The 25,916-nt window shown below is 61.7% G+C and carries 20 protein-coding genes; 12 read left to right on the plus strand and 8 right to left on the minus strand.

Annotated elements, in window-relative coordinates; translation table 11 throughout:
- Positions 1-133 precede the first annotated feature (133 nt).
- The 3 genes from AC0JZ4_RS11600 to AC0JZ4_RS11610 all read right to left on the minus strand — a co-directional run bounded on the left by AC0JZ4_RS11600 (position 134) and on the right by AC0JZ4_RS11610 (position 3,252).
- Positions 134-760 carry a LysE family translocator gene (locus tag AC0JZ4_RS11600; RefSeq protein ID WP_471886528.1) on the minus strand — a complete coding sequence of 209 codons (627 nt, stop codon included), beginning with the start codon at positions 758-760 and terminating at the stop codon, positions 134-136.
- 159 nt (positions 761-919) lie between these two features.
- A complete protein-coding gene (locus tag AC0JZ4_RS11605; protein WP_471886529.1) occupies positions 920-1,213 on the minus strand; it encodes a BON domain-containing protein in 294 nt (97 codons plus the stop codon).
- A 101-nt stretch (positions 1,214-1,314) separates the two neighbouring features.
- Positions 1,315-3,252, minus strand: coding sequence for a hybrid sensor histidine kinase/response regulator (locus AC0JZ4_RS11610; protein WP_471886530.1), 1,938 nt, complete (start codon positions 3,250-3,252; stop codon positions 1,315-1,317).
- 189 nt (positions 3,253-3,441) lie between these two features.
- Here AC0JZ4_RS11610 and AC0JZ4_RS11615 point away from each other — a divergent pair, with 189 nt between their 5' ends.
- The 4 genes from AC0JZ4_RS11615 to AC0JZ4_RS11630 all read left to right on the plus strand — a co-directional run bounded on the left by AC0JZ4_RS11615 (position 3,442) and on the right by AC0JZ4_RS11630 (position 9,710).
- Entirely contained in the window at positions 3,442-4,044 is a 603-nt protein-coding gene (locus tag AC0JZ4_RS11615) for a TetR/AcrR family transcriptional regulator (RefSeq protein WP_471886531.1), read from the plus strand.
- A gap of 70 nt (positions 4,045-4,114) precedes the next feature.
- Positions 4,115-5,269 (plus strand): efflux RND transporter periplasmic adaptor subunit, encoded by a 1,155-nt coding sequence (locus tag AC0JZ4_RS11620; protein WP_471886532.1) that lies wholly within the window; start codon positions 4,115-4,117, stop codon positions 5,267-5,269.
- 41 nt (positions 5,270-5,310) lie between these two features.
- On the plus strand, positions 5,311-8,499 hold the full coding sequence (locus tag AC0JZ4_RS11625) for an efflux RND transporter permease subunit (protein WP_471886533.1): 3,189 nt from the start codon (positions 5,311-5,313) through the stop codon (positions 8,497-8,499).
- 131 nt (positions 8,500-8,630) lie between these two features.
- Positions 8,631-9,710: an enoyl-CoA hydratase/isomerase family protein gene (locus tag AC0JZ4_RS11630; RefSeq protein WP_471886534.1), complete on the plus strand. Its 1,080-nt coding sequence runs from the start codon at positions 8,631-8,633 to the stop codon at positions 9,708-9,710.
- A 95-nt stretch (positions 9,711-9,805) separates the two neighbouring features.
- On the opposite strand, the gene AC0JZ4_RS11635 is transcribed toward AC0JZ4_RS11630, so the two are convergent.
- Positions 9,806-10,204: a RidA family protein gene (locus tag AC0JZ4_RS11635; protein ID WP_471886535.1), complete on the minus strand. Its 399-nt coding sequence runs from the start codon at positions 10,202-10,204 to the stop codon at positions 9,806-9,808.
- Positions 10,205-10,364: 160 nt separating this feature from the next.
- Between AC0JZ4_RS11635 and AC0JZ4_RS11640 the strand changes: the two genes are divergently transcribed.
- A complete protein-coding gene (locus tag AC0JZ4_RS11640; protein WP_471886536.1) occupies positions 10,365-10,961 on the plus strand; it encodes a TetR/AcrR family transcriptional regulator in 597 nt (198 codons plus the stop codon).
- 127 nt (positions 10,962-11,088) lie between these two features.
- Entirely contained in the window at positions 11,089-13,218 is a 2,130-nt protein-coding gene (locus AC0JZ4_RS11645; RefSeq protein ID WP_471886537.1) for an ATP-binding protein, read from the plus strand.
- A gap of 18 nt (positions 13,219-13,236) precedes the next feature.
- Here the strand turns inward: AC0JZ4_RS11645 and AC0JZ4_RS11650 are convergent, their stop codons facing one another.
- Positions 13,237-14,103, minus strand: a complete 867-nt coding sequence (locus tag AC0JZ4_RS11650; protein ID WP_471886538.1) for a DMT family transporter — start codon at positions 14,101-14,103, stop codon at positions 13,237-13,239.
- A 326-nt stretch (positions 14,104-14,429) separates the two neighbouring features.
- Between AC0JZ4_RS11650 and cysP the strand changes: the two genes are divergently transcribed.
- The 4 genes from cysP to AC0JZ4_RS11670 all read left to right on the plus strand — a co-directional run bounded on the left by cysP (position 14,430) and on the right by AC0JZ4_RS11670 (position 18,336).
- Complete coding sequence (gene cysP, locus AC0JZ4_RS11655) at positions 14,430-15,413, plus strand: thiosulfate ABC transporter substrate-binding protein CysP (protein ID WP_471886539.1); 984 nt, start codon at positions 14,430-14,432, stop codon at positions 15,411-15,413.
- A gap of 199 nt (positions 15,414-15,612) precedes the next feature.
- On the plus strand, positions 15,613-16,437 hold the full coding sequence (gene cysT, locus AC0JZ4_RS11660; protein WP_471886540.1) for a sulfate ABC transporter permease subunit CysT: 825 nt from the start codon (positions 15,613-15,615) through the stop codon (positions 16,435-16,437).
- Between the two features lie 4 nt (positions 16,438-16,441).
- Positions 16,442-17,320: a sulfate ABC transporter permease subunit CysW gene (gene cysW, locus AC0JZ4_RS11665; protein ID WP_471886541.1), complete on the plus strand. Its 879-nt coding sequence runs from the start codon at positions 16,442-16,444 to the stop codon at positions 17,318-17,320.
- Positions 17,317-18,336, plus strand: a complete 1,020-nt coding sequence (locus AC0JZ4_RS11670) for a sulfate/molybdate ABC transporter ATP-binding protein (protein WP_471886542.1) — start codon at positions 17,317-17,319, stop codon at positions 18,334-18,336. The genes cysW and AC0JZ4_RS11670 overlap by 4 nt, the downstream gene beginning before the upstream one ends.
- 149 nt (positions 18,337-18,485) lie before the next feature.
- Here AC0JZ4_RS11670 and AC0JZ4_RS11675 read toward each other — a convergent pair whose 3' ends face one another.
- On the minus strand, positions 18,486-19,727 hold the full coding sequence (locus tag AC0JZ4_RS11675) for a saccharopine dehydrogenase family protein (protein ID WP_471886543.1): 1,242 nt from the start codon (positions 19,725-19,727) through the stop codon (positions 18,486-18,488).
- 69 nt (positions 19,728-19,796) lie between these two features.
- The gene (locus AC0JZ4_RS11680) at positions 19,797-20,894 is read right to left on the minus strand and encodes a carboxynorspermidine decarboxylase (protein WP_471886544.1); all 1,098 of its coding nucleotides are present in this window, start codon (positions 20,892-20,894) and stop codon (positions 19,797-19,799) included.
- Positions 20,895-21,635: 741 nt separating this feature from the next.
- Here AC0JZ4_RS11680 and AC0JZ4_RS11685 point away from each other — a divergent pair.
- Both AC0JZ4_RS11685 and AC0JZ4_RS11690 read left to right on the plus strand, forming a co-directional pair.
- Positions 21,636-22,781: an NHL repeat-containing protein gene (locus AC0JZ4_RS11685; protein WP_471886545.1), complete on the plus strand. Its 1,146-nt coding sequence runs from the start codon at positions 21,636-21,638 to the stop codon at positions 22,779-22,781.
- A gap of 339 nt (positions 22,782-23,120) precedes the next feature.
- Complete coding sequence (locus AC0JZ4_RS11690; RefSeq protein ID WP_471886546.1) at positions 23,121-23,963, plus strand: alpha/beta fold hydrolase; 843 nt, start codon at positions 23,121-23,123, stop codon at positions 23,961-23,963.
- A gap of 191 nt (positions 23,964-24,154) precedes the next feature.
- Here AC0JZ4_RS11690 and ade read toward each other — a convergent pair whose 3' ends face one another.
- Complete coding sequence (gene ade, locus AC0JZ4_RS11695; protein ID WP_471886547.1) at positions 24,155-25,849, minus strand: adenine deaminase; 1,695 nt, start codon at positions 25,847-25,849, stop codon at positions 24,155-24,157.
- Between the last annotated feature and the right edge of the window lie 67 nt (positions 25,850-25,916).

The following is a 25,916-nucleotide window of genomic DNA, read 5'->3' on the forward strand; positions in this document are numbered from 1 at the left end:
CTCCAGGCCTTTGTCGGCCCTTGTTGACACCATAGTTCCACCGAACCTGCTGCACTGCAATATAATTTATTATTATAATTGAAGTAGAATTATACGATTTTCGAATAGTGGCGACACGTGCCGCCTTCGCTGGCTACAGTTTCTCGGTGATGAGGCGCAGGCCAAATCCTGCCAGCAATGTTCCGATGCCGCGTTCGATCCAGCGGCCGAACCGGACGTAGGCGTTTCGGGCCGTCTGGCCGGAAAGCAGCAAAGTCACGAGACCGTACCAGACGATTTCGAGCAAGAAGCCGCCTGCTAGGATGGCGAGCTTCGCCCATGTCGCCGTATCGGGAGGGACGGCGACCGCGTAGAGGCCGATGAAGAAGGCAATGCCTTTCGGATTGGAGAGGTTGACCAGAATACCCATGCGCAAGCCGTGTCGCACATTGCCGGAGGCGGTGCGTTGTGTCGGTGCGGTGGTTTCGGGTCCGCCGGACAGCCAGGCTGTCAGCCCGAGATAAACAAGGTAGCAGCCGCCGGCGATCTGGATGAGGCTGGCAAGCCAGCTGACGCGTGTCAGAACCAGCGCAAGTCCCGTCATTGACAGAACGGCATAAAGGGTCGCGGCAATCGCAAGGCCAAGCGTTGCGCCGAAAGCGGCAGGACGCGCGCCGGAAACGGCAAGCCTGCTGATCAGTGCGAAATTTGGACCAGGACTGATGACCACTGCCGCATAAAGCCCGAGTGTCGTCAGTATGATTGCGAGTTCAGTGCCCATGCCGATTCCGGCTCCAAAGCTGTCTTGCGAAAATAGTCAGGATGAAACGGCTGAAAAATAGCCAATCCTTCAACAATTACAACAATCGCATTGCACGGGCAAAACAGACGCATGACCCGAGACCTTGATCGCCCGTAAGCTCAGCCGGAATTGCCTCTCTCAAATCGCCCGCGACACCTGTTCCTGACCCGTCACCGCGATGTCGTTGCGTACATGCTCGACGCCCACGACGCTGCGGGCCACCTCTGCGGCGCGCTGTACCTCTTCGGCACGCTGGACGCTGCCGGCGAGGGTGATCGTGGTGCCGGAAGCCGTCACCGTCACGTCACTGGCGTCGATGCCTCCGGAGGAGGCGAGCGCATCGGACACGGCGCCCTCCAGCGCGGCGCGGGCGGGAAACTCCACCTCGATTTCGGGCGGGGTCTCATGGAATTGCTGATGCTTGAAGACCATGGTCGTTCTCCTCTCTCTCTCTCTCTCTCTGGAAAGGGAAGAACGCGGATCTTCGGCCTTAGTTCACGGGCGTCGGTTCCGGGGGGGGGCGCCGCCTGCCTTTATCCTGCGGTGCCGGTGACGGTGCCGATCATGTCGCTCAGCTGCGACTGGGTGAAGGGCTTGGGCAGGCGGGGCAGGTGGCCGCCGCTGCCATCGGGCAGTTCGGCATAACCAGTGGCGAGTACCACCGGAAGGCCCGGCCATTCGGCGGCGATCTGGGCGGCAAGCTCTGATCCCGTCATGCGCGGCATGGAATGGTCGGTGATGACGAGGTCGATACGGCTTTCGGAATCCTTGAGGGCAGTCAGCGCTTCCTGGCCGCTATAGGCTTCGATCACCTGATGTCCCATGTCTTCGAGCATCAGCGTGGTGTTCATCAGGACCAGCGCGTCGTCATCGACGGCGAGCACTGTCAGCGGGCGGTCGCCGATCTTTTCACTTGGGCCGTTTGCCACGGTCTTCTCCTTCGGGCAATCTTCTTCATTGGCAACGGGCAGGAACAGCGACACCGTGGTGCCTTCGTTTCTGACGCTGTCGATCGTCAGCATGCCGCCCGATTGTTCGGTCAGGCCCTGCACCATCGACAAGCCCAGTCCCGTTCCCTTGCCGACGCCCTTGGTGGTGAAGAAAGGCGTCGTCGCGCGGGTGACCGTATCGGGGTCCATACCTTCGCCGGTATCGGAGACGAAGATACGCAGATAGTCGCCGCAACGCAATTTGTCATTCTCGTCGTCGACATGGTGGCGTTCGGCACCGATCGTGATCGTGCCGCCGTGTTCCATCGCGTCGCGGGCATTGACGACGAGGTTGAGGAGGGCGGTTTCCAGCTGCACGGCGTCGGTCAGGACGCTTTTCAGGTCTTGCGGAAAGCCCACGTCGATGCGCATCGCGGCAGGCAGCGAGCGTTCGAGGAAATCCATCATGCCGGTGACCAACGAGGGCACATCGACCGGCTTCATGTTGAGTTCCTGCCGGCGCGAGAAGGCGAGCATGCGTTGCGTCAGTGCCGCGCCGCGCTCGGCACCGCGCAGGGCGTTGTCGAGCAGCGGGGTCAGTGACGGGTCGTCGGGCATGCGCTTGCGCAGGATTTCGAGGCTGCCCATGATCGCCATCAGCAGGTTGTTGAAGTCGTGGGCGATGCCGCCGGTCAGCTGGCCGATCGCTTCCATCTTCTGCGCCTGGAACAGTTCCTCGCGGGTTTTCGTCAGCGCCTTCTGCGTCTCGATCTTTTCGGTGATGTCGCGGGTGATCTTGGCATAGCCTATCAGGTGGCCGGCCTCGTCGCGGATCGCGTCGATCACGACATGCGCCCAGAAGGTGGTGCCGTCCTTGCGTTGGCGCAGGCCCTCGCGCTCCACGCGGCCGGTGCGCCTTGCGATGTCGAGATTGCGTTCCGGCTCGCCCTTCGCCTGATCCTCGTCGGTGTAGAAACGGGAGAAATGGCTGCCGACCGCTTCTTCGGCGGTGTAGCCCTTGATGCGGGCAGCGCCCGCATTCCAGTTGCTGACATGGCCTTCCGGGTCGAGCATGTAGAGCGCGTAGTCGCTGACGCCATTGACGAGGAGCTGGAATTTCTCTTCGCTCAGGCGCAATTCGGCCGCCGCTCCCATGCGTTCCGTCAGGTCGCGGGTGACCTTGGCAAAGCCGAGGATGTGGCCGTTGCGGTCCCAGATCGGATCGACGATGACATGCGCCCAGAAACGGGTGCCGTCCTTGCGCATGCGCCAGCCTTCGCTCTCGAAATGTCCAAGCTCGGTCGCTGCTTCCAGGGCGCGCTCCGGCATGCGGGCAAGGCGGTCCTCGTTGGTGTAAAAACGGGAAAAGTGATGGCCGAGGATTTCGGCGGCATCATAGCCCTTGAACCGCTGCGCGCCGGCATTCCAGCTGACGACATGGCCAGTCGGGTCGAGCATGTAGATGGCATAGTCCGAGATCGCATCCACCAGCAGGCGATAGCGCTCCTGGTCAAGCAGCGAAACGTCGTGACTTTGCGTCATTACATACATGTCCCCCTCCGCCGCAGATCCGTGCGGCGCGGTTCCAGATTTATCCCGCATCCCAATAATTTCAATGCCAGCTCTGCACATTAGCGACAAGTGAAATGCCCCAAGAAGGTTGACAAAAGGAAACTGTCGATTTACGACTGACGAAAATTAAAAATCGTCAGTCGTAAATCGTGAGGCAGTATGGACACCGTCGATTTCGCAGCGGACACCGTCAGACAGGACAATATCACGCGCATCCTCGATGCCGCTGAGCGCCTGTTCAAGCATTACGGCTATGCCAAGACCACGGTTGCCGACATCGCCAAGGATCTCGGCATGTCGCCGGCCAATATCTACCGCTTCTTCTCGTCGAAGGCGGAGATCCATAAGGCGTTGGCCGATCGCATGCTGGATGCCAGCCGGACGGTCGCGCTTGCCAATGCCGCGCGGCCCGTCAGCGCATCCGAACGCATCCGCGATCACTTTCTCGTGCAGCACCAGATCACTATCGAAACCCTGCTGCACGACAACAAGGTGCACGAGATGGTGGTCGTCGCCATTCAGGAACAGTGGTCGGTTATCGAGAGCCATATCAGGCAGATGCGCGAGATCGTCGCGGGCCTCGTGCGCGAGGGTATTGCCGCCGGCGAATTTCGCGCTCAAGATGCGGACTTCGCATCGGAGTGTCTTTGTGATTGTACCGTCACGCTCTGCCATCCGCAGATCATTGCGGAATGCCTGATCGAGAACCGCCTGACCAAGCCGGCCGATCTCGTCGATTTCGCCATCAGGGCGCTGAAGTAACACACAGTCGAAGTTGCAACCGGTGCCGGGACGGCGCCACGCTCATAACCGCCACCATGGAGTGCGGATCATGCTTCACATTCGAAACCGACACCTCGTCCGCGTTGCCAAGGGGATCGTTCTCGCCGTCGCGCTGGGTGCGCTGACTGCCTGCTCCGATGAAGAGAAGGTGGAGGCGCCCGATCCGGTTCGCCCGGTCAAGGTGACGGAAGTCGCGGGCCCTGATCTTGCTCGCAGTTTTCTCTATTCCGGTTCCGTCCGCGCCCGCACAGAGATGAACCTCGGGTTCCGCGTGTCGGGCAAGATTACCGAACGTCTCGTCAATGTCGGTGACCGTGTGGAGCCGGATACGCTTCTCGCGAGACTGGATGCCGTCGATTACGAGCTCGCCGTGCGCCGCTCGCAGGCCGACCTTTCCGCCGCGCAGAAGCAGGTCGAGATCACCGGCCTTGCCCAGCGTCGCGCCGAGACGCTGGCAAAGCAGAACGTCACGCCGCAATCTCAGCTCGAACAGGCGCAGCTTTCCGCCGACCAGGCGCGGTCGCAGCTCGAATCCGCTCAATCCGCGCTGGAACAGGCCAATAATCAGGTCGCCTATACGGAGCTGAAGGCCACGCGTGCCGGTATAGTCACCACCGTTTCGGCCGATGTCGGGCAGGTGGTTTCCACCGGTACGCCGGTCGTTACCGTCGCCGTCGATGGCGAGAAGGAAGTGCAGATCGCCGTGCCGGAAATGGATATTTCCCACTTCAAGCCGGGCAAGGCGGTCAAGGCGACCTTCTGGTCGGCACAGAACCTGACGCTCGAAGGCAAGGTCCGGGAAGTCGCCGGTGCCGCCGACCAGCAGTCGCGCACCTTTGCCGTGCGTGTCGCGCTGCCGGCCGACGAGCGGGTGCTGATCGGCATGACGGCGACGATCGAGGCGAGCGAGGACAATGCGGCGCCGACCTTCGGCGTGCCGCTGGCAGCGCTTGCGCAGAAGGACGGCGAACCGGTCGTCTGGCTGGTGGACCGGCAAAACGCGACGGTGAAATCGCGCGGCGTCACGGTCGCCGGCTACAGCGACAGCGGCGTGCGTATCTCTGAAGGGCTTGCCAAGGGCGACCTCGTCGTCTCGGCCGGCACGCAGTTCATGAAGGAAGACATGAAGGTAAGGCTGCCGGAGCCGGTCGTCTCGCGCTTCGGCTCGGTTTCCAGCCAGTCCACCGCGTCGATCGAACCCTGACTGCTAAGATTTGGCCCCTCGCGCCGAAAAGGATACCCACAATGAGTTCCTCCCATCAGGGCAACACGCCGGGAACCTCGCCGAATGGCGCCCCGACCAAGGGCGAAGGCTTCAACCTGTCGCGCTGGGCGATCGGCCATCCGAGCATCGCCCGCTTCCTCTTCGGCCTGATCATCGTCATGGGCGCACTCGGCGTCATGAACATGGGCCAGAAGGAAGATCCGGACTTCACCTTCCGCGTCATGGTGGTGCAGAGCGTGTGGCCCGGCGCGTCGATCGACGACATGCAGAACCAGGTCGTCAACAAGATCGAGCGCAAGCTGCAGGAAACGCCGCATCTCGACTGGGTGAAATCCTATACCCGCGCCGGCATTGCCATCACCACGATCCAGGTCAAGGGCAATACCAATGCCGATGAAGTGGCCGACGCCTTCTACCAGGTGCGCAAGAAGGTCGGTGATATAAGGCAGGAGCTGCCGTCAGGCCTGCTGGGGCCCTATTTCAACGACGAATTCGGCGATACCTACATCACCCTGCACGCCATCCAGGGCGACGGCTACAGCTATCCGGAGCTGAAGGACTTTGCCATCCAGGCGCGCGACATGCTGATCGCCACGCCCGGTGTGGCCAAGGCCGTCATCCTCGGCGACCAGCCGGAAAAGATCTTCATCGACGTGTCGTCGAGAGCATTGGCAGAGCGCGGGCTGACCGTTCCCGATATCCAGGACGCTCTTGCCGGCCAGAATACCGTCGATCCCGCCGGCACCGTGCAGACCGCCGACCGTTCCGTGCGTATTGCCGTCGAGGGCGACGTGACGACGCCGGAGGATATTCGCGAGTTGCGCATCAAGGCCGGCGACCAGGTGATCCGGCTCGGTGACATCGCCACCGTCAAGAACGGTCTGGAAGACCCGTACCAGCGCAAGTTCCGCTTCAACGGACATGACAGCGTGCAGATCGGCGTCGTCATGGCTGACGGGTTCAAGGTCACCGATGTCGGCCATTCGGTCGAGGCGACCTATGCCCGTTTTGCCGAAACCCTGCCGATCGGCGCCGAAGTCAGCCAGATCTCCAATCAGCCGGAAGTGGTGACCGAAGCCGTCGGCGAATTTACCACCGCGCTGATGGAAGCGCTCGTCATCGTGCTCGTGGTGTCGCTGATCTCGATCGGCTGGCGCTCGGGTATCGTCATTGCGATCGCCATTCCGCTGGTGCTCTCGGCAACGCTTGCCATCATGTTCTATCTCGGCATCGAGCTGCAGCGCATTTCGCTCGGCGCGCTGATCATCGCGCTCGGCCTTCTGGTCGACGATGCGATGATCGTCGTCGAGATGATGGAGCGGAAGCTCGAAGAGGGGCTGCCGCGGCTGGAGGCTGCAACCTTCGCCTATTCGTCGACCGCATTTCCGATGCTGACCGGCACGCTGATCACCACGGCCGGCTTCATCCCGGTAGGCTTCGCCGATTCCACCGCCGGCGAGTATGTCCGCTCGCTGTTTTACGTCGTCGGCATCGCGCTCGTCGTGTCGTGGTTCGTGGCCGTCTATTTCACCCCGTGGCTCGGCTACATGCTGTTGAAACAGCGCGCCCATGCCGGGACCGGACACCATCACGACGCCTATGACACCCGCATGTATCGCGGTGTGCGGCATGCCGTGACGTGGTCGGTGCGCCATAAGGCGGTCATCCTTCTCGCCACGCTCGGCATCTTTGCCGGCAGCCTGTGGTCGTTCCAGTTCATCCCGCAGAGCTTCTTCCCGCAGTCCTCGCGGCCGGAAATCCTCGTCGACATGTGGTTGCCGGAAGGCACCGCGATCGAGGAAGTGGAGCGTCAGGCCAAGGCGCTGGAAGATAAGGTGCTGGCCGATCCCGACCAGACCTTCGTCGCAACCTATATCGGCGAGGGCGCGCCGCGCTTCTTCCTGCCGCTCGACCAGCAGCTGCGCAATCCCAACTATGCCCAGCTGCTGATCATGTCGAAGGGACTGGAAGAGCGCGAGCGGCTGATCGTCAAATTGCGCGAGACGCTGGCGAACGACTTCCCGACGGTGCGCGGCAAGGTCGACCGTCTGTTCCTCGGGCCACCGACCGGCTGGCCGGTGCAGATGCGCGTCATCGGTCCCGACAAGGCGGAGGTGCGTCGCATCGCCGACCAGGTGAAGGAACGCTATCATGCCGATCCGCTGTTCGGCGCGGTGCATGACGACTGGATGGAGCCGGTGCCGGGAATGAAACTGGTCATCGATCAGGACCGTGCGCGTGCGCTGGGCGTATCGTCGCAGCGGGTGCGGCAGATGCTGCAGGCGGCGACATCAGGCGCGCCGATCGGCGATTTCCGTGACGGCGAAGAGACGGTGTCGGTCGTCGTGCGCGAGCCGGATGCGACCCGCGACCTGTTGTCGGCGGTGCAGTCGGTCTATGTGCCGACCGATTTCGGCGGCTTCGTGCCGGTGTCGCAGATCGCCCATGTCGAGCCGGTGCTCGAACAGGGGATCGAGTGGCGGCGCGACCGGTTGCCGACGATCACCGTCAAGGCGACGCTGCCCGATGGCGTCGAGCCGACGCAGGTGTCGCTCAACTTCTACAACTCGATCGCCGACATTCGCGAGCAGCTGCCCGCCGGCTATGCGATCGAGATCCAGGGTGGTGCGGAGGATTCGGCCGAAAGCCAGGCCTCGATCGCCGCCAAGGCGCCGATCATGCTGCTCGTCATCATGCTCCTGCTGATGATGCAGCTGAAGCATTTCGGCAAGGCGCTGCTGGTTCTGTCCACCGGTCCGCTCGGCATCATCGGCGCAGCAATGGCGCTTCTGATCACCGGCGCGCCGTTCGGCTTCGTGGCGATCCTCGGGGTCATCGCGCTGCTCGGCATCATCATCCGCAACTCGATCATCCTCATCGACCAGATCGACCAGGATATCGCGGCTGGCATGCACAGGCAGGAGGCGATCATCGGCGCCGCCGTGCGCCGTTTCCGGCCGATCATGCTGACCGCGCTCACCGCCGTCCTGGCGCTGATTCCGATCTCGCGCGGCCTGTTCTGGGGACCGCTCGCCTATGCGATGATGGGCGGCATTCTGGTGGCCACCGTGCTCACCATCCTCGTCCTGCCAGCCGGTTACGCCCTGTTCTTCGGGCGCGAGCCGAAGGGGAAGGATGAGGAGGCGGAGAAGGCCGACGAGCCGGACCTGTTCGACGAGCATCGGAACCTGCCGATGGCGGCGGAGTGAGGTGAGGGCAGGGTCATTGCTTGAGGCGTGATCCCCCCACTGCGGCAATCCTTCCCGATATCACCTCTGGCAACCGCCATCGCCCACCGGCTATGGTGGCCGTCTTGGGAAACTGGCATCCAGAGGCAGGCATGAGCGACCGGGCAGTTGAAACCGACGAGATCTTCTTTTCCCGAACCGGATCGGCGGCGGTCATTCATCTCAACCGGCCGAAGGCGCTGAACAGTCTCAACCTTGCCATGGTGCGGGCTTTGAAGGCGGCGCTCGACCGGTTTGCCGAGGACGATACGGTGTCCTGCGTCATCCTGGCCGGCGAGGGTGAGCGCGGGCTGTGCGCCGGCGGCGATATCCGCGCGATCCACGATCTCGGACGAGCGAACGACCCGGAGGTGACGCGATTCTGGAGGGAGGAATTTCCGGTCAACTACACGATCTCGCGCTATCCTAAACCCTATGTGGCGCTGATGGACGGGATCGTCATGGGCGGCGGTGTCGGGGTGGCCGCGCATGGCAGCCACCGGGTGGTCACGGAACGGACGAAGCTTGCCATGCCCGAAACCGGGATCGGCTATTTCCCCGATGTCGGAGCGACATGGCTCTTGCCAAGGGTGCCGGGAGATGTCGGAACATGGTTGGGGCTGACCGGCGAGATCATAGATGCGGCCGACGCCATCTATGCCGGCCTTGCCGATTTTCATATGCCATCGGATGGGCTGCAAGATCTCGTCCAGGCGCTCGGGCGATTGCCGGCGCCCGCCTCCGGCCAGGAGGTCCTTGACGTGATCCGCCGCGCCTCCACGGCTACGCACGACAGCCGGTTCGAATTGCAGCGTTACACCATCGATCATGTTTTCGGCTTCGATACAGTCGAGGAGATCATCGCGGCGCTGATGAGGGAAGAGGGCGAGTTTGCGGCTTCCACCCTGGCGTCGATTTCCAAACGCTCGCCGACCAGCCTGAAACTGACGCTGCGGCTGCTGCGCGCCGGTGAGAAAAGCGCAAGCCTGATCGAATGCCTGGAGCGGGAGTTCACCGCCGCTTCGGAAATTCTGCGGCAGCATGATTTCTACGAGGGTGTCAGAGCGGCGATCATCGACAAGGATCGCAATCCGCAATGGCAACCGGCGACGCTTTCAGAGGTGACCGAGGACGCGCTCGAGCGCTATTTTGCCGGTGGGCATCAGCCGCTGTTTGCCGATCACCGGCTATAGGCCGGTACCATCGCCGCGCCGGGAGAGGCGCGCCGATGGGAGTTTTAGGCGTATTCGGAGGCCTGAAATCGGCCTCCGCTGTGGCTGAAATCGCATCAGCCGGCCTGCGGGATGCGGGCGATCACCTTGATCTCGAAATCGAAGCCGGCAAGCCAGTTGACGCCGATCGCCGTCCAGTTCGGATAGGGCGGTGCGCCGAAGACTTCCGCCTTGGCCTTCAGGAAAGTCTCGAACTGGTTTTCCGGGTCGGTGTGGAACGTGGTGATGTCGATGATGTCTTCCAGCCCGCAGCCTGCGGCGGCGAGTACGGCGCGGAGATTCTCAAAGGCGCGCTTTACCTGGCTTGCATAATCCGGTTCCGGCGAACCATCCTCGCGGCTGCCGACCTGGCCGGAGACGAACAGAAGGTCGCCGGATCGGATGGCGGCGGAATAACCGTGCTTTTCATAGAGTGCGTGGCGGTTGGCGGGGAATACGGGTTGCGGTTTCGTCATGATCTGGTCTTTCCCTTGGATTGTTTCCTGCACCCTGTTGCCTAGCGAAGAGGTCTTCCTTCGGGCGTTGAAATCTCATATACGGTGCGTATCTAAATTGGTGGCATACGATGCGTATGTCAAGTTCAAATACGTTGCGTATGTGAAATCGGAGAGAAGCATGGCCGGGCGGCGTCTGGAAAAAATGGAGGAAAACCGCGCGAAACTGATCGCTGCGGGGCGTAAGGCGTTCGCGCAAAAGGGCTACGCCAATGCCTCGATGGACGAGCTGACGGCCGATGCGGGGCTGACGCGCGGGGCGCTCTATCACAATTTCGGCGACAAGCGCGGGCTGCTTGCCGCCGTGGTCGAACAGATCGACGGCAATATGGCGGCGCGCGCCAAGGTTATCGGCGATGCGGCCGGCAAGGGTGACCTGTGGCAAGCAATGCTCGCCCAGGCGGATGCCTATATCGAGATGGCGCTGGATCCCGAGGTGCAGCGTATCGTGCTGCTCGACGGGCCGGCGGTACTGGGCGATCCGTCGCAATGGCCGAGCCAGAACAGCTGCCTGCAGGAAACCCGTCGCGCGGTCGATCTGCTGATTGCGGAGAGGGTGATGAAGCCGGTGGACGGCGAGGCGGCGGCGCGGCTTCTATGCGGCGCGGCGCTCAATGCGGCGCTCTGGATCGCGGCAAGCGATGACCCGGCCATCGTGCTGCCGAAGGCGATCGAGGCATTCCGGGTGATGGCGACAGGTTTTCTGCGCGAGGCTTGAGGCAGTGTGCAGGCCGGTCGTCCGTGCCCGGCAAATTCCATCACCGCAACCGATTTCTTTGCCTGCGCGTTGTGCTAGGAATTTCGCCGGGGTGGCGTGTTGATCCGCGTGCTGAGAGGACCGTTTCTTGAATTCCGATGTGACATCGTTTTCGCATGAAGACCTGGTGGCGGAGGTTTCCCGCCTGAGAACCGAAGCAACCGAAGGCGACAATGCCCTGCTTCGCTCCGACGCCCGCTACCGCGCGCTCTTCGAGGCGATCGACGAAGGGTTCTGTATTATCGAATTCATCGATGGGCCGCATGGGCCGTTGTCGGATTATGTGCATGTCGACGCCAATTCCGGTTACGAGCGGCAGACCGGCATCGCCGACATCGTCGGAAAGAGGTTGCGCGAGATCGAGCCGGATGCGGCCGACAAATGGATTGCGCTCTATGGCGGCGTGCTTGCCAGCGGCGAGTCGATCCGTTTCGAGCAGGAATTCGAGGCGATCGGGCGTCATATTGAGGTGTCGAGTTCGCGGGTGGAGCCGGCCAGCCTGCGACAGGTCTCGGTCCTGTTTCGCGACATTACCGCCCGCAAGCGCGCCGAAGCGGCGCTGCGCGAGAGCGAAGCGATTGCAAGGCAGGCGGTACAGCGGGTGCAGCTGGCGCTTTCGGCCGGCGCGATCATCGGCACATGGTTCTGGGATATTCCGGCCGACAAGTTTACCGTCGACGAAGCATTCGCCAAAGCCTTCGGCCTCGATCCGGCACTCGGACGCAGCGGCTTCAACCTCGAGCAGGTCACTGAAACCGTCCATCCGGACGACCGGGAAGGGTTGATCGCGACGATCACCGAGGCGCTGGAGCGGCGCGGCTCCTATGTCCACCAATACCGGACGCGACGGGCCGACGGAAATTATTACTGGCTGGAGGCGAACGGCAAGGTCGAGGTCGGGCCGGATGGAGAGCCGCTGAGTTTTCCCGGCGTACTGATCGACATCGAGGAGCGCCGCGCGGTGGAGCAGGAGCGTGATCGTGCGGCCGCTGCATTAAGGACGCTGAACGACACGCTGGAGCAGCGGGTGGCCGAACGCACGGCGGAGCTGATGCGCTCGGAAGAACAGTTGCGGCATTCGCAGAAGATGGAAGCGGTCGGGCAGTTGACCGGCGGATTGGCGCATGATTTCAACAACCTGCTCGCCGGAATTTCCGGCTCGCTTGAATTGATGCAGACACGGCTGGCGCAGGGACGGATTTCCGACCTCGACCGCTATCTGACCGGTGCGCAAGGGGCCGCGAAACGCGCCGCCGGGCTGACGCAGCGATTGCTCGCCTTTTCGCGACGCCAGACGCTCGATCCGAAGCCGGTCATCCTCAACCGCCTGGTGTCCGACATGCAGGACCTGATCACCCGCAGCGTCGGGCCGACGATCCATGTCGAGACGGCGTTTGCCGGCGGCCTGTGGACCGCCTTCGTCGATGTCGGGCAGCTGGAAAACGCGCTGCTCAACCTTTGCATCAATGCCCGCGACGCGATGCCGGACGGTGGCAGGCTGACGGTCGAGACCGGTAACCGCTGGTTCGACGAGCGGGCGGCGCGCCAGCGCGGGCTGGAGCCCGGCCAGTACGTTTCGCTCTGTGTCAGCGATACAGGCACCGGCATGCCGTCCGATGTGATCGAGCGCGCTTTCGACCCGTTCTTCACCACCAAGCCGACCGGGCAGGGAACGGGCCTTGGGCTTTCCATGGTGCACGGCTTTGCCGGCCAATCGGGAGGTACGGTGAAGATCTATTCCGAAATCGACAAGGGGACGATGATCTGCATCTACCTGCCGCGCCATCTCGGCGAGGCGTTGGCGGAAGACGATATGGCCGAACTGGCGACGACGACGCCGCGGGCCGGCGATCACGAGACGATCCTCGTCGTCGACGACGAGCCGCTTGTCAGGATGGTTGCGGTCGAGATCCTAGAAGAACTCGGCTACCACGTGCTGGAAGCCGGCGACGGGCCGACGGCGCTCAAGATCATCAATTCCGGCCCACCGATCGATCTCCTGATCACCGATGTCGGCCTGCCGGGCGGCATGAACGGGCGTCAGCTCGCCGATGTCGTCCGCGTCGACCGGCCGGATCTGAAAGTGCTGTTCGTCACCGGCTATGCGGAAAACGCCGTGCTCAACCACGGGCATCTGGATCACGGCATGCACGTGATGACCAAGCCGTTCATGAGCGACGCCTTCGGGCGGCGGGTGAAGGATCTGCTGGCGGAGTGATCCACTCCGCCGGTTCTGCTACTTGATGCCGAGCCGGTGTTCGCGCCAGACGGTGAACAGGCCGGCGCCGACGACGATGATGGCGCCGACGACCATGTTGACGGTGATCGTTTCACCGAAGACGGTCGAGGCCAGAAATACGCCGAGCACGATCTGCAGATAGGTGAGCGGCTGGACTTCGACGGCAGTCAGGATGCCGTAGGCCTTGATCAGCAGATAATGGCTGAGCGCGCCACAGACGCAGAGCGCCAGCATGGCCGGCCAGTCTTCCATTGCGATCGGCGTCCAGTAGAACGGGCCGACAAGGCTTGCGGCGATGGCGCCGAAGACGCCCGTGTAGAGCACGCTGGTGATAGCACTGTCGTGGCGGCTGACGGCGCGGGTGGCGATGCCGTAAAGGCCGAAGGCGAAGGCGCCGGCGAGTGGCCAGAGAAGGTGAATGCCGAAATCGGCGCCGACCGGATTGAGGATGACGAGCACGCCGAAAAGACCGACCAGCACGGCCGCACCACGCCGCCAGCCGACCTGTTCACCAAGCAGCGGGATCGACAGGATGGTGATGATGAGAGGCGTGGCCTGCATGATCGCCTGGGTCATGGCGAGACCTGCCTGGGTAAAGGCGTAGACGACGATGACGATTTCGAGCACCAGAAGCGGGCCGCGCAGCATCTGCAGGAAGGGGCGCTTGGTGACGAAAGCCTGCCGCAGTCCGCCGGAGGAAAAGGCGGCGAGCGCGATCACGAACAGTGCAAATGCCCAGAACCGGATCATGGTGAACATCACCACCGGGTATTTCTCGCCCAGGTATTTGGAGAACCCATCCTGGCCGGTGAAAATGGTGACGGCGAGCAGGACGTATAGATAGCCGAGGCTTTTGTTTTTCATTTTCGGGCGACTTTGGTGGACGCGAGGGACCGCGACGGGCGGTCGATCGGGCAAAGGGCATAAGGCGGGGGCGATTTTGGCATAACGGCTGCGCGGCCCGGTCCTATACCGTTGCGGCGGGCTGCGCCATATCTGCCCGCACCGAAGGCAAGGATTTTCTGTCGCGGTGCGGCAGTGGTGCCATACGGGCAAAACTGCCGCCGAATTCGCATGAAAATGGATGGAATTTCTAAGGTGCGCCGACGGCGAAGAGGGCGGTTTCTCGCGGTTTCACGATGCTGCCGCTAATTTCTTCGGCAACAGACATTCCTTATCGGAGATCCTCGATGAAACGCCTCCTTATTCTCGGCACCGCGCTTGCCGCGCTCTTCGTACAGCCGGCCCTGGCGCAGGAGCAGAAACTGCTCAACGCTTCCTATGACGTGGCGCGCGAGCTTTTCGTCGCCGTCAACGAGGCCTTCATCAAGCAGCATCCGGGCGTCACCATCGACCAGTCGCATGCCGGCACGTCGAAGCAGGCGCGGTCGATCGTCGAGGGGCTGGAAGCGGATGTCGTGACCTTCAACCAGTCGACCGACATCGATTTCCTCGCCAAGCAGGGTTTTGTTTCGGCCGAATGGACCAAGGCGTTTCCGAATAACGCCTCGCCCTTCTACTCCTTCCCGTCCTTCCTGGTGCGCGCCGGTAACCCGAAGGGCATCAAGAACTGGGGCGATCTCGCCCGTGACGACGTGAAGGTCGTGTTCCCGAACCCGAAGACGTCGGGCAACGCCCGTTACACCTATCTGGCTGCCTATGCCTGGGCGAAGGAAGAGTACAAGGACGACCAGGAGAAGATCGAGGCGTATATCGGCAAGGTGTTCGACAACGTGCCGGTCTTCGATACCGGCGGCCGTGCCGCCACCACCACCTTCGTCGAGCGCGAGACCGGCGACGTGCTGATCACCTTCGAGGCCGAAACGCGCGGCATCGAGAAGCAGTACGGCAAGGACAAGGTCGAAAGCGTCATCCCGTCCGTCAGCCTGCTGGCCGAATTCCCGGTCGCCGTGGTCGACAAGGTTGCTGCGAAGCACGGCACGGAAGCGCTCGCCAAGACCTATCTCGACTTCCTTTATACCGAGGAAGGCCAGAAGATCGCCGCCGAATTCGGCCACCGCGTGCACAATGAAAAGATCGCCGGCGAGTTCAAGGACCAGTTCCCGGAAATCCGTCTCGTCAATGTCGACGACACGTTCGGCGGCTGGGCAAAGATCCAGTCTGAGCATTTCGCTTCCGGCGGCGCGCTCGACAAGATCTACGGCAGCCGTTAACTCTTCCTCACCAAGAGGTTTTGCCGCAAATTCTTCCGTCATGCTCGGGCTTGTCCCGAGCATCTGCCTCCGCCAAATTTTGGGCTCAGCAGATCCTCGGCACAAGGCCGAGGATAACGACGAGTAAGGGGCGGGCCTGTCATTATTCCCACCGGCGGATGCCCATCCGCCGGATTTGCTTTGAGTAGGAACCTGCTGCGTGAAACGACGTAATGTCCTGCCCGGATTGCCGTTGTCGCTGGGCGTGACCCTGTTTTATGTCGGCCTGATCGTCGTGCTGCCGCTGGCGGCGCTGGTGATCAAGGCGGCGAGCCTCGGACCTGCCGATTACTGGCAGATCATCTCTTCACCGCGGGCGGTGGCGAGCTACAGGGTGACGGTCCTCTGCGCCTTCGTCGCCACGCTGTTCAATCTCGTCTTCGGGCTGTCGCTTGCCTGGGTTCTGACGCGCTACCGCTTTCCCGGCCGACGGCTGGTGGATGCGATCGTCGATCTGCCGTTCGCGTTGCCGACCGCCGTTGCCGGCATTGCGTTGACGGCGCTGTTTACCACCAACGGCTGGTTCGGCTCGGTGCTGGAGGATTTCGGCATCAGGGTGGCCTATACACCGCTCGGCATCATGATTGCCATGTGCTTCACCTCGCTGCCTTTCGTCGTACGCACGGTGCAGCCGGTGCTGGAGGATCTCGATCCGGCGCTGGAAGAGGCGGCCCAATCTCTCGGCGGTTCCGACTGGACGATCTTTCGAAAGGTCATCCTGCCGCTGCTGACGCCCGCGCTGCTGGCCGGCGTATCGCTCTCCTTTGCCCGCTCGCTTGGCGAATTCGGCGCGATCATCTTCATTGCCGGCAACCAGCCGATGTCGACGGAGATCACCGCGCTGATGATCTTCATCCGGCTGGAGGAATATGACTATCAGGCGGCGGCGGCGATCGCCTCCGTGCTGCTGATCACCGCCTTCGTCATGTTGGGCGTCACCAACTATCTGCAGTCGCGTGCCCTGCGCTATACGGTGAAAGGCTGATCCGATGAGCGCTCATTCCACCCGCAGAAAGCCGCCGCGCGTCGGCGACAATCCGCTCTTCCGCCGTTCGCTGATCGGCGCTGTGCTGATCGTCGGCGCTTTTCTTGTTCTCGCGCCCTTGATCATCATCGGTGTCGAGGCGTTTTCGAGGGGCTGGCAAGTCTATCAGGAAGCGATCGTCCATCCCGACACGCGCCACGCGATCGGGCTGACGGTGACGGCGGCGCTGATTGCCGTGCCGGTCAACACGACCTTCGGCATTGCCGCCGCCTGGGCGATTACCAAGTTCGATTTCTGGGGCAGGCGGTTCCTGCTGGTGCTGATCGAGATCCCGTTCTCGGTCTCGCCGATCGTCGCCGGTGTCGCATATCTGTTCGTCTATGGCCTGCAGGGCCTGTTCGGACCGCTGCTCGATGCCTGGGATATCAAGATCCTGTTTGCCGTGCCCGGCATCGTGATTGCCTCGATGTTCGTCACTGCACCTTTCGTGGCGCGCGAACTGATTCCGCTGATGCAGGCGCAGGGACGGGATCTGGAGGAGGCCGCGACATCGCTCGGCGCTTCCGGCTGGCGCACCTTCTTCTCGGTGACGCTGCCGAACGTGAAATGGGCGCTGCTTTACGGCGTCGTGCTGTGCAATGCCCGCGTCATGGGCGAGTTCGGCGCGGTCTCGGTCGTGTCGGGCAATATCCGCGGCCAGACCAACACGCTGCCGCTGCATATCGAGCTGCTCTATCACGACTATAACGCGGTCGGCGCCTTTGCCGCCGCGTCCATCCTGGCGTTGATCGCCGTCTTCACCATCATCGCCAAGGTCCTGCTCGAACGGCAGGGCGCCGGCCGTGTCCGCAAAGCCACCAATCCGGCAGAGAACGCACAATGAAGATCCGTCTTGAGAACGTCGTCAAAACCTTCGAGACCTTTCGCGCCGTAAAAGACGTGTCGCTCGATATCGAGAGCGGCGAGCTGGTGGCGCTGCTCGGGCCATCGGGCTCTGGCAAGACAACGATCCTGCGCATGGTTGCGGGGCTCGAATATTCCGATGGCGGCAGCATCCATTTCGGCACGCAGGATGCGACCGACATTCCGGTGCGCGACCGCGGCGTCGGCTTCGTCTTCCAGCATTACGCACTGTTTCCGCATATGACGGTGGCCGACAATATCGCCTTCGGCATGAAGGTGTCGAAGGTGAAGCGTGACCGCGCGGCGATCGATGCCCGCGTCACCGACCTGCTGCGTCTCGTGCGGCTGGAAGGGCTGGGCGACCGGTTCCCGGCGCAGATTTCCGGCGGCCAGCGGCAGCGCGTGGCGCTGGCACGGGCGCTCGCCGTCGATCCCAAAGTGCTGCTGCTCGACGAACCGTTCGGGGCGCTGGATGCCAACGTGCGGCGTGACCTGCGCCGCTGGCTGCGCGAAATCCACTCGGAGCTCGGCATTACCACGCTGTTCGTCACCCACGACCAGGAAGAGGCGCTGGATCTCGCCGACCGTGTGGTGATCCTCAAGGACGGGCAGATCGTCCAGCAGGGCACGCCGGAAGAGGTGTGCCGCGATCCGAAATCGGCCTTTGTGATGAAGTTCCTGGGCGATGCCAATGTGATTGCGGCCGAGGTGCGCGCGGGGCGTGCCTATGCCGGTGACGTTTCCATCGCGGCCGACGGCGTGGCGGATTGCAAGGCGGAGCTGTATGCGCGACCGGCCGATCTCGACTGGTCGCAAGCCGGACCGGGGATTGCGGCCAAGATCACCCGCGTGCTCGACCGGCCGGATGGGCGGCGGGTGCTGGCAGAGACGAGTTCTGGCGAGGCGCTGGAGTTCGACGTTGAGCCGGAGCGGGCGGTGAAGGCCGGCGAAGCCGGTTTCGTGACGCTGCGTCGGGCAAAAGTGTTTGCGGCTTAAGCCCGCGTTCCTGCTCCAAGCACTGCGCGGCGTCGGCGCTGCCGGCCTCTCCATCGCGCCAGACCTTACAGCTGGATTGGTCCAAAACGGAAAGGCCCGCGATCGCTCGCGGGCCTTTCGTCATTTATCAGTCAGGCAAGGCCTGCATCTCAATCGAAATGCAGTTCGCGCTCGCCCTGTTCGTCGCGGATGCAGGTCTGCAGGCCGATCTTGTTGAGGATGTTCAGGAACGGGCGCGGGGCCAGTTCCTCGACATTGGCCATCTTCTTCACGTCCCATTCGCCTGATGCAACGAGCATAGCGGCTGCGACCGGGGGAACGCCTGCCGTGTAGGAAATGCCCTGGCTACCCACTTCGTTGAAGGCTTCCTTGTGGTCGGCGACGTTGTAGATGAACACCGTGCGTTCCTTGCCGTCCTTCGTGCCCTTGACGAAGTCACCGATGCAGGTCTTGCCTTCATATTCCGGCGCCAGCGACGACGGGTCGGGCAGGCAGGCTTTTACGACCTTGAGCGGCACGACTTCGGAACCGTCGGCCAGCTTGACCGGCTGTTCGGAGAGGAGGCCGATTGACTTCAGGACGGTGAAGACGTTGATGTAGTGATCGCCAAAGCCCATCCAGAAGCGCACGTCGGCGCCGTCCATGTTCTTGGCCAGCGAATGCACTTCGTCATGGCCGCAGAGATAGGCGCGGCGGGTGCCGACGACCGGCAGATCGTAGTCCTTGCCGATTTCGAACATCTTGTTGACGTTCCATTCGCCGCCCTGCCACGAATAGACAACGCCCGTGAACTCGCGGAAATTGATTTCCGGGTCGAAGTTGGTGGCGAAATACTTGCCGTGGCTGCCGGCATTGATGTCGACGATATCGACGTCGGTGACGGTGTCGAGATATTCGTCCTTGGCCAGACGCGCATAGGCGTTGACGACGCCCGGATCGAAACCGGCGCCGAGGATGGCGGTGATGCCCTTTTCCTCACATTCGGCGGCGCGCTTCCACTCGTAGTTACCGTACCACGGCGGGGTTTCGCAGATCTTGTTCGGTTCTTCGTGGATGGCGGTGTCGATATAGGCGACGCCGGTATCCATGCAGGCGCGCAGCACCGACATGTTGAGGAAGGCGGTGCCGACGTTGATGACGATCTGGCTGCCGGTCTTCTGGATAAGTGCCTTGGTGGCTTCGATGTCGAGCGCGTCGAGCGCGTGACCTTCGAGTACGCCTGCCTGCTTCATCGCCTTCTTTTCGTGAACCGAAGCGATGATGGCGTCGCACTTGGACTTGGTGCGCGATGCGATATGGATGTCACCGAGGACATCGTTGTTCTGCGCACACTTGTGGGCAACGACCTGTGCGACGCCGCCGGCGCCGATGATGAGCACGTTCTTTTTCATTCTGGGGACCACTCCTTGCGTCCAATCGTCAGAAAGTCTTGTCCTGAGGGCTCCTCGAGCCCGGGATGATCAGGAAAGGCTCTGTTCGTAGTCCGTGTAGTTAAACTCACGGACCGTCCTGAGGCTGCCATCCAGTTCCCGAATGGCGATTGCCGGCATTTTCACGCCGTTAAACCAGTTTTTCTTGACCATCGTGTAGCCGGCAGCATCCTGGAACGAGATGCGGTCGCCGACCTTTACTTCTTCGGGGAAGTCGAATTCTCCGAAGATGTCTCCGGCAAGGCATGACTTGCCGCAGACCATCGCACGATGGGGTCCCTGGTTAGGGTGAACCTTGGCATTCTCACGATAGATCAGGAGATCCAGCATGTGCGCTTCGATGGAACTATCCACCACGACAAGGTTCTTGCCGTTGTAAAGTGTGTCGAGGACGGTGGTTTCCAACGTCGTCGATCTGGTGATCGAGGCTTCGCCCGGCTCAAGGTAGACCTGTACACCATATTCGCCGGAAAAGCGCTTGAGGCGCTCGGCAAACTGGTCGACCGGGTAATCGTCGCCTGTGAAATGGATGCCGCCGCCGAGGGAGACCCATTCGGCCTTTTTCAGAAGCGGGGCGAACTTTTCCTCGATATCGCCGAGCATGCGATCGAACAGGGAGAAATCCTTGTTCTCGCAGTTGTTGTGGATCATGAAGCCGGTGATCATGTCCATGACCGGCTCGACCTTGTTCAGATCCCATTCGCCGAGGCGCGAGAAGGGGCGGGCCGGATCGGCCAGATCGAAGCTCGACGACGAGACGCCGGGATTGAGGCGCAGGCCGCGGGTGATGCCCGAAGACTGGCCTTCGAAACGCTGCAGCTGGCCGATCGAGTTGAAGATGATCTTGTCGGCGTGGGAAACGACTTCGTCGATTTCGTAATCCGCATAGGCGACGGAATAGGCGTGGGTTTCCTTGCCGAACCGCTCGTGACCGAGGCGGACTTCATTGAGCGACGAGGAGGTCGTGCCGTCCATATAGTCGCGCATGAAATCGAAGACCGACCATGTGGCGAAACATTTCAGGGCCAGCAATGCCTTGGCGCCCGACTTCTCACGCACAGTGGCAATCCGTTCCATGTTCTGGAGCAGTTTTGACTTGTCGATGAGGTAGTAGGGTGTCTGCAGCATTTCTGTCGGTCGGCCTTCTTGCGGTTCGTCTAAACTTGTGGGGGCCTATTGCCTGACGCAGATGACATCTTCAAGACCCCATGGCTTTTCGGGATAAAGAAAAGCCCCGCAGCGGGGCTGCAGGGCACAATGTTCTCGCAATCCTGTGCGTCATTCGGGGATTGGGTGATCCGTCAGGCGGCAGGACGTTCAAGGTCAGGATCGCCGCGACTTTCCGACGCGCCTCTGGTTGAGCGCTTCCGGAAAAGATCGGGAGAAAGATGCCGATCGGCCGGACGATCTCCCGGTTAGGCCTGATTCGTCGGCGGATTCTTGCGCATTCGCGCCATAATCGAGGCGGCGGAAAGCCGTCGAGCTGTCACAAAAATCCTCTCCTTGAGGGGATCACGAGATCTCTCCTCAATCGCACACTAAGGTGATTTGGCATGATTTTCAGTTGGATGTACGGCGAAATCGGTTAGTTGGCGTGGGTTCAATATCCACGATTATCGAAAAATGCTTTTGCCTGAATCTCTATCGTTCGAAGTGGCGGTTTCCTTCCGTGAGAAAGAAGTCGCAGGAATTCCTGATCAAAAAGAGGACGCTACATTCCGATCGCATGGGGCGGGCGAATGCAGATGCTGTTTTGGGCCTGTCGACTAGCCGCCCGATCCAAGCTTGATACTATGTAATGTTTCAGAGGACACAATGCCCCGTTCTACAATCCTTTTCAGTTTGATTTCTTCACTTCTATTATTGCCATTGAGCACGGCTCAGTCCGCTGAACCGACGCAAGCGCTCGTTCCCATACTGGAAAACATCGAGGCGTCACCCGGTACGCTGGTGCCGCGCTTTGCAGTCGATGCCGCCTGGCCGCAGGTTCCCGAAACGATGCTGTGGGGACAGGTCAGCGGTGTGGCGATTGCAGCCGACGACAGTGTCTGGCTGGTCGACCGGCCGGATTCACTGACAGCAACCGACAACGGTCTGGCGCAGTCCCCGCCGATCGCGCTGTGCTGCCGCCCGTTCCCGCCGGTGACGCATTTCAGTGCAGACGGTAAATATCTCGGTGGCTTCGGTGGCCCGGAAACCGCACCGACGATCGACGGCGTCAACCAGTGGCCGACCAGCCTGCATGGCCTCTTCATCGACGAAGACGGCTCGCTCTGGTTCGCGGGTATCGGCAACGGCGACCATGTCGTGGTGCATTACACGACCGATGGCAAATACATCGGCCAGATCGGCCAACGCGGCAAGACCAACGGTAATTCCGACGCCAAGTATCTCGGCAATCCATCCGACATCGCCGTCATGGGCGATCAGCTCGTGGTGGCCGATGGCTATGTCAACCGTCGCTTCCTGGGCTTCAACAAGTCCGGTGGTGATGCCTTCGGGATCTGGGGCGCTTACGGCGAGGCACCTTCGGCCGCGACACGCCAGGGTAATTTTGATCAGAGCCAGGCAACGGCCAATGCAGGTCCCGATCCGGAATCCCGCGAATTCGGCACCATCATCCATTGCGCCGTGCCGACCGGTGACGGGGAAGTCTACATCTGCGACCGGCCGAACAACCGTATGCAGCTTTTCAGCCTTGCCGCTGATGGCAAGATGACCTTCGTCCGCAATATCGCGATTGAGGGCAAGACCGGTGGTCTGGGCACGGTGACCGACGTCGCGCTTTCGCCCGACAAACAGTATCTCTATGTCGGCGACATGATGAACGGCCGTATCTGGATTCTGCTGCGTTCGACCCATGAAGTCCTTGGCTCGTTTGGCCGTATCGGTCGGCAGGCCGGACAGTTCACATGGATGCATTCCATCGAAACCGATAGCAAGGGCAACTTGTACGTGACCGAAGTTGGCACCGGCCGTCGCGTTCAGAAGTTTATCTTCACCGGTTTGAAGTGAGCCGTTCCACATCGAATGCCGGTCGCGCTTCAGACGTATGCGTTCACGTCGAAGCGCGATCTGTGTGACGTTTGACGCTGACCGCCCGGCACGTCTAATCCGGGCGATCAGTCCCGTCAGAAAATTCCGCCGGCTTCAATAGCCCGCAGCTTAGGCCAGTCGTGAACTCGTGCCAGGCGCGACCTCTATAGAGTTGCGGCCGCGCACTGATTCCATCTGCCATTGCAATTTCCAAACGTAACAAGTCATCCTATCGTGGTGCGCGCCATTGGCCGGGAGTGCCAAGCGGCGTGTTCGCAAACTTCGCATGCATTTTGCCAGATCAACCGAGGAAAAATCATGAGCAGCGGTTTCATCACCACCAAGGACGGCACGCAGATTTTTTACAAGGACTGGGGATCGAAGGATGCCCAGCCGATCGTCTTCCATCACGGCTGGCCGCTTTCGGCCGACGACTGGGATGCGCAGATGCTGTTCTTCCTTCACGAAGGTTTTCGCGTAATCGCCCATGACCGGCGCGGGCATGGGCGTTCCAGCCAGACAGAGACCGGCAACGAGATGGATACCTATGCCGCCGACATGGCGGAGCTTGCGGCGCATCTTGATCTCAAAGGCGCGATCCATGTCGGGCATTCGACCGGAGGCGGGGAGGTGACGCGCTATGTCGCCAAGTTCGGCCAGCCGCAGGGGCGTGTTGCCAAGGCAGTGCTGATCGGGGCGGTGCCGCCGATCATGGTGAAGTCGGACAAGAACCCCGGCGGGTTGCCGCTCGAAGTGTTCGACGGATTTCGCGCAGCGCAGGCGGCCAACCGGGCGCAGTTCTTTCTCGATATCCCGACCGGGCCGTTCTACGGCTACAATCGGCCGGGTGCGGAGGTTTCCGAAGGGGTGATCCGCAACTGGTGGCGGCAGGGCATGATGGGCGGCACCAAGGCGCATTACGATTGCATCAAGGCGTTTTCGGAAACGGATTTTACCGAAGACCTGAAGGCGATCGATCTGCCGGTGCTGGTGATGCATGGGACGGATGACCAGATCGTGCCGTTTGCGGATTCCGCACCGCTGTCGTCCAAGCTTCTGAAGAACGGAGAGCTCAAGATTTACGAGGGCCTGCCGCACGGGATGGCGACCACGCATGCGGATGTCATCAATGCGGATCTGCTGGCGTTTTTTAAGGCGTGATGCCGCGTCGCGGCGTTCGGGACTGCCCCTCACCCTAACCCTCTCCCCGTAATGACGGGGAGAGGGGACTTGCCGCGCTTAGCGGCAGAAATGGACGTAGACGTCGCTGCTCGTGCCCTTCTCCCCGTGAAACGGGGAGAAGGTGCCGGCAGGCGGATGAGGGGCCTTTTGCCCAACCCGCCGCATTCCCCTCAGATCAGCTGAAACTTGTCCACATCGACCATGCCCATATCCGAAATCTTCAGATGCGGGATCACCGGCAGCGGTAGAAACGCGACCTGCAGGAAGGGTTCTTCGAGAGTCGTTCCAAGGGCATAGGCGTGTTTTCTCAAGTCGTGCAGCGTGTCGCGGACCCATTCGTAGGGTTCAAGGCTCATCAGGCCGGCGATCGGCAGAGCGATCTCGCCGGTGACCTTGCCGTCTTCGACCACGACGAAGCCGCCGTTGATTTCTCCCAGCCGGTTGGCGGCGAGCGCCATGTCGTCTTCGGAGACGCCGACGACGCAGATATTGTGGCTGTCATGGCCGACGGTGGAGGCGATAGCGCCCTTTTTCAGGCCAAAGCCCTGGACGAAACCGTTGGCATGGTTGCCGTTCTTGCCGTGACGCTCGATGACGGCGACCTTGATGATGTCGCGGGACAGATCGACACCTGCCTGGTTGCCGGCGGCAGGCAGACGGTAGCGGCGGTGTTCGGTGATGATCTTTCCAGGCATGACGCCGATGACTGGGGTTTCCGCTTCGGAGTAAGGGACGCCGAACTGCATGGCCTGTACGGGCCGCGCCTTGACGCTGTCGAGGCCGACCGGGGCAACCGGCTTGCGGGTCGCGAAGAGATCGTCGGTGACGCGGCGGCCGGCGGAAAAGACGATCTCGGCCTTGCAGTTTTCGAGCGTGTCGATGACGACGAGATCGGCGCGCCAGCCGGGGGCGACGAGGCCTCGGTCGGTGAGGCCAAAGGCTTTTGCCGCGGAAATTGAGGCGGCGCGGTAGATGGCGAGCGGTTCGACGCCGGCTGCAATGGCGGTGCGGATCATGTAGTCGAGATGGCCCTGTTCGGCGATGTCGAGCGGATTGCGGTCGTCGGTGCAGAGCGCCAGATAGGGCGACAGCCGCTCGGTGATGATCGGCATCAGGGCTGCCAAGTCCTTGGAGACGGAACCTTCGCGAACGAGAATGTGCATGCCTTTGCGGATCTTCTCGAGCGCCTCTTCGGCGGTGGTCGACTCATGTTCGGTGCGGATGCCGGCGGCGAGATAGCCGTTGAGGTCGTTTCCGCGCAGGAGCGGGGCGTGGCCGTCGATGTGGTCGCCGTAGAAGGCATCGAGTTTGGCGAGGCAGATCGGGTCCTTGTGGATGACGCCGGGGAAATTCATGAATTCGGCAAGGCCGATGACCTTCGGGTGATCGCGGAAGGGCAGAAGCTTTTCGATCGGCAGATCGGCGCCGGCCGTTTCCAGATGCGTGGCCGGCACGCATGAGGACAGCTGGACGCGAATGTCCATGATCGTCTCGAGCGAACTATCGAGGAAATAACGGATTCCTTCCTCGCCGATGACATTGGCGATCTCATGCGGATCGCAGATCGCGGTGGTGACGCCATAGGGCAGGACGCAGCGGTCGAATTCATGCGGAGTGACGAGCGACGATTCGATATGAAGATGCGTGTCGATGAAGCCGGGAACGACGGTCTTGCCCGAGATATCGATCTCGGTCTTGCCCACGTAATCGCCGCAGGTGCCGACGATGCGGTCGCCGCAGATGGCGACGTCGGACTTGACGAGTTCGCCGGTGACGAGGTCGAAGAAGTGTCCGCCTTTCAGCACGATGTCGGCGGGTTCGCGGCCGGTGCCCTGGTCGATGAGGCGTTCAAGTCTTGTCGTCATGGTTCTCTCTGTCCTGTCACTCGATTTTGTCGCTCGATTCCGCATCTTATAGCGCATTCATGAGGCT

Source organism: [Rhizobium] kunmingense (assembly GCF_977018605.1).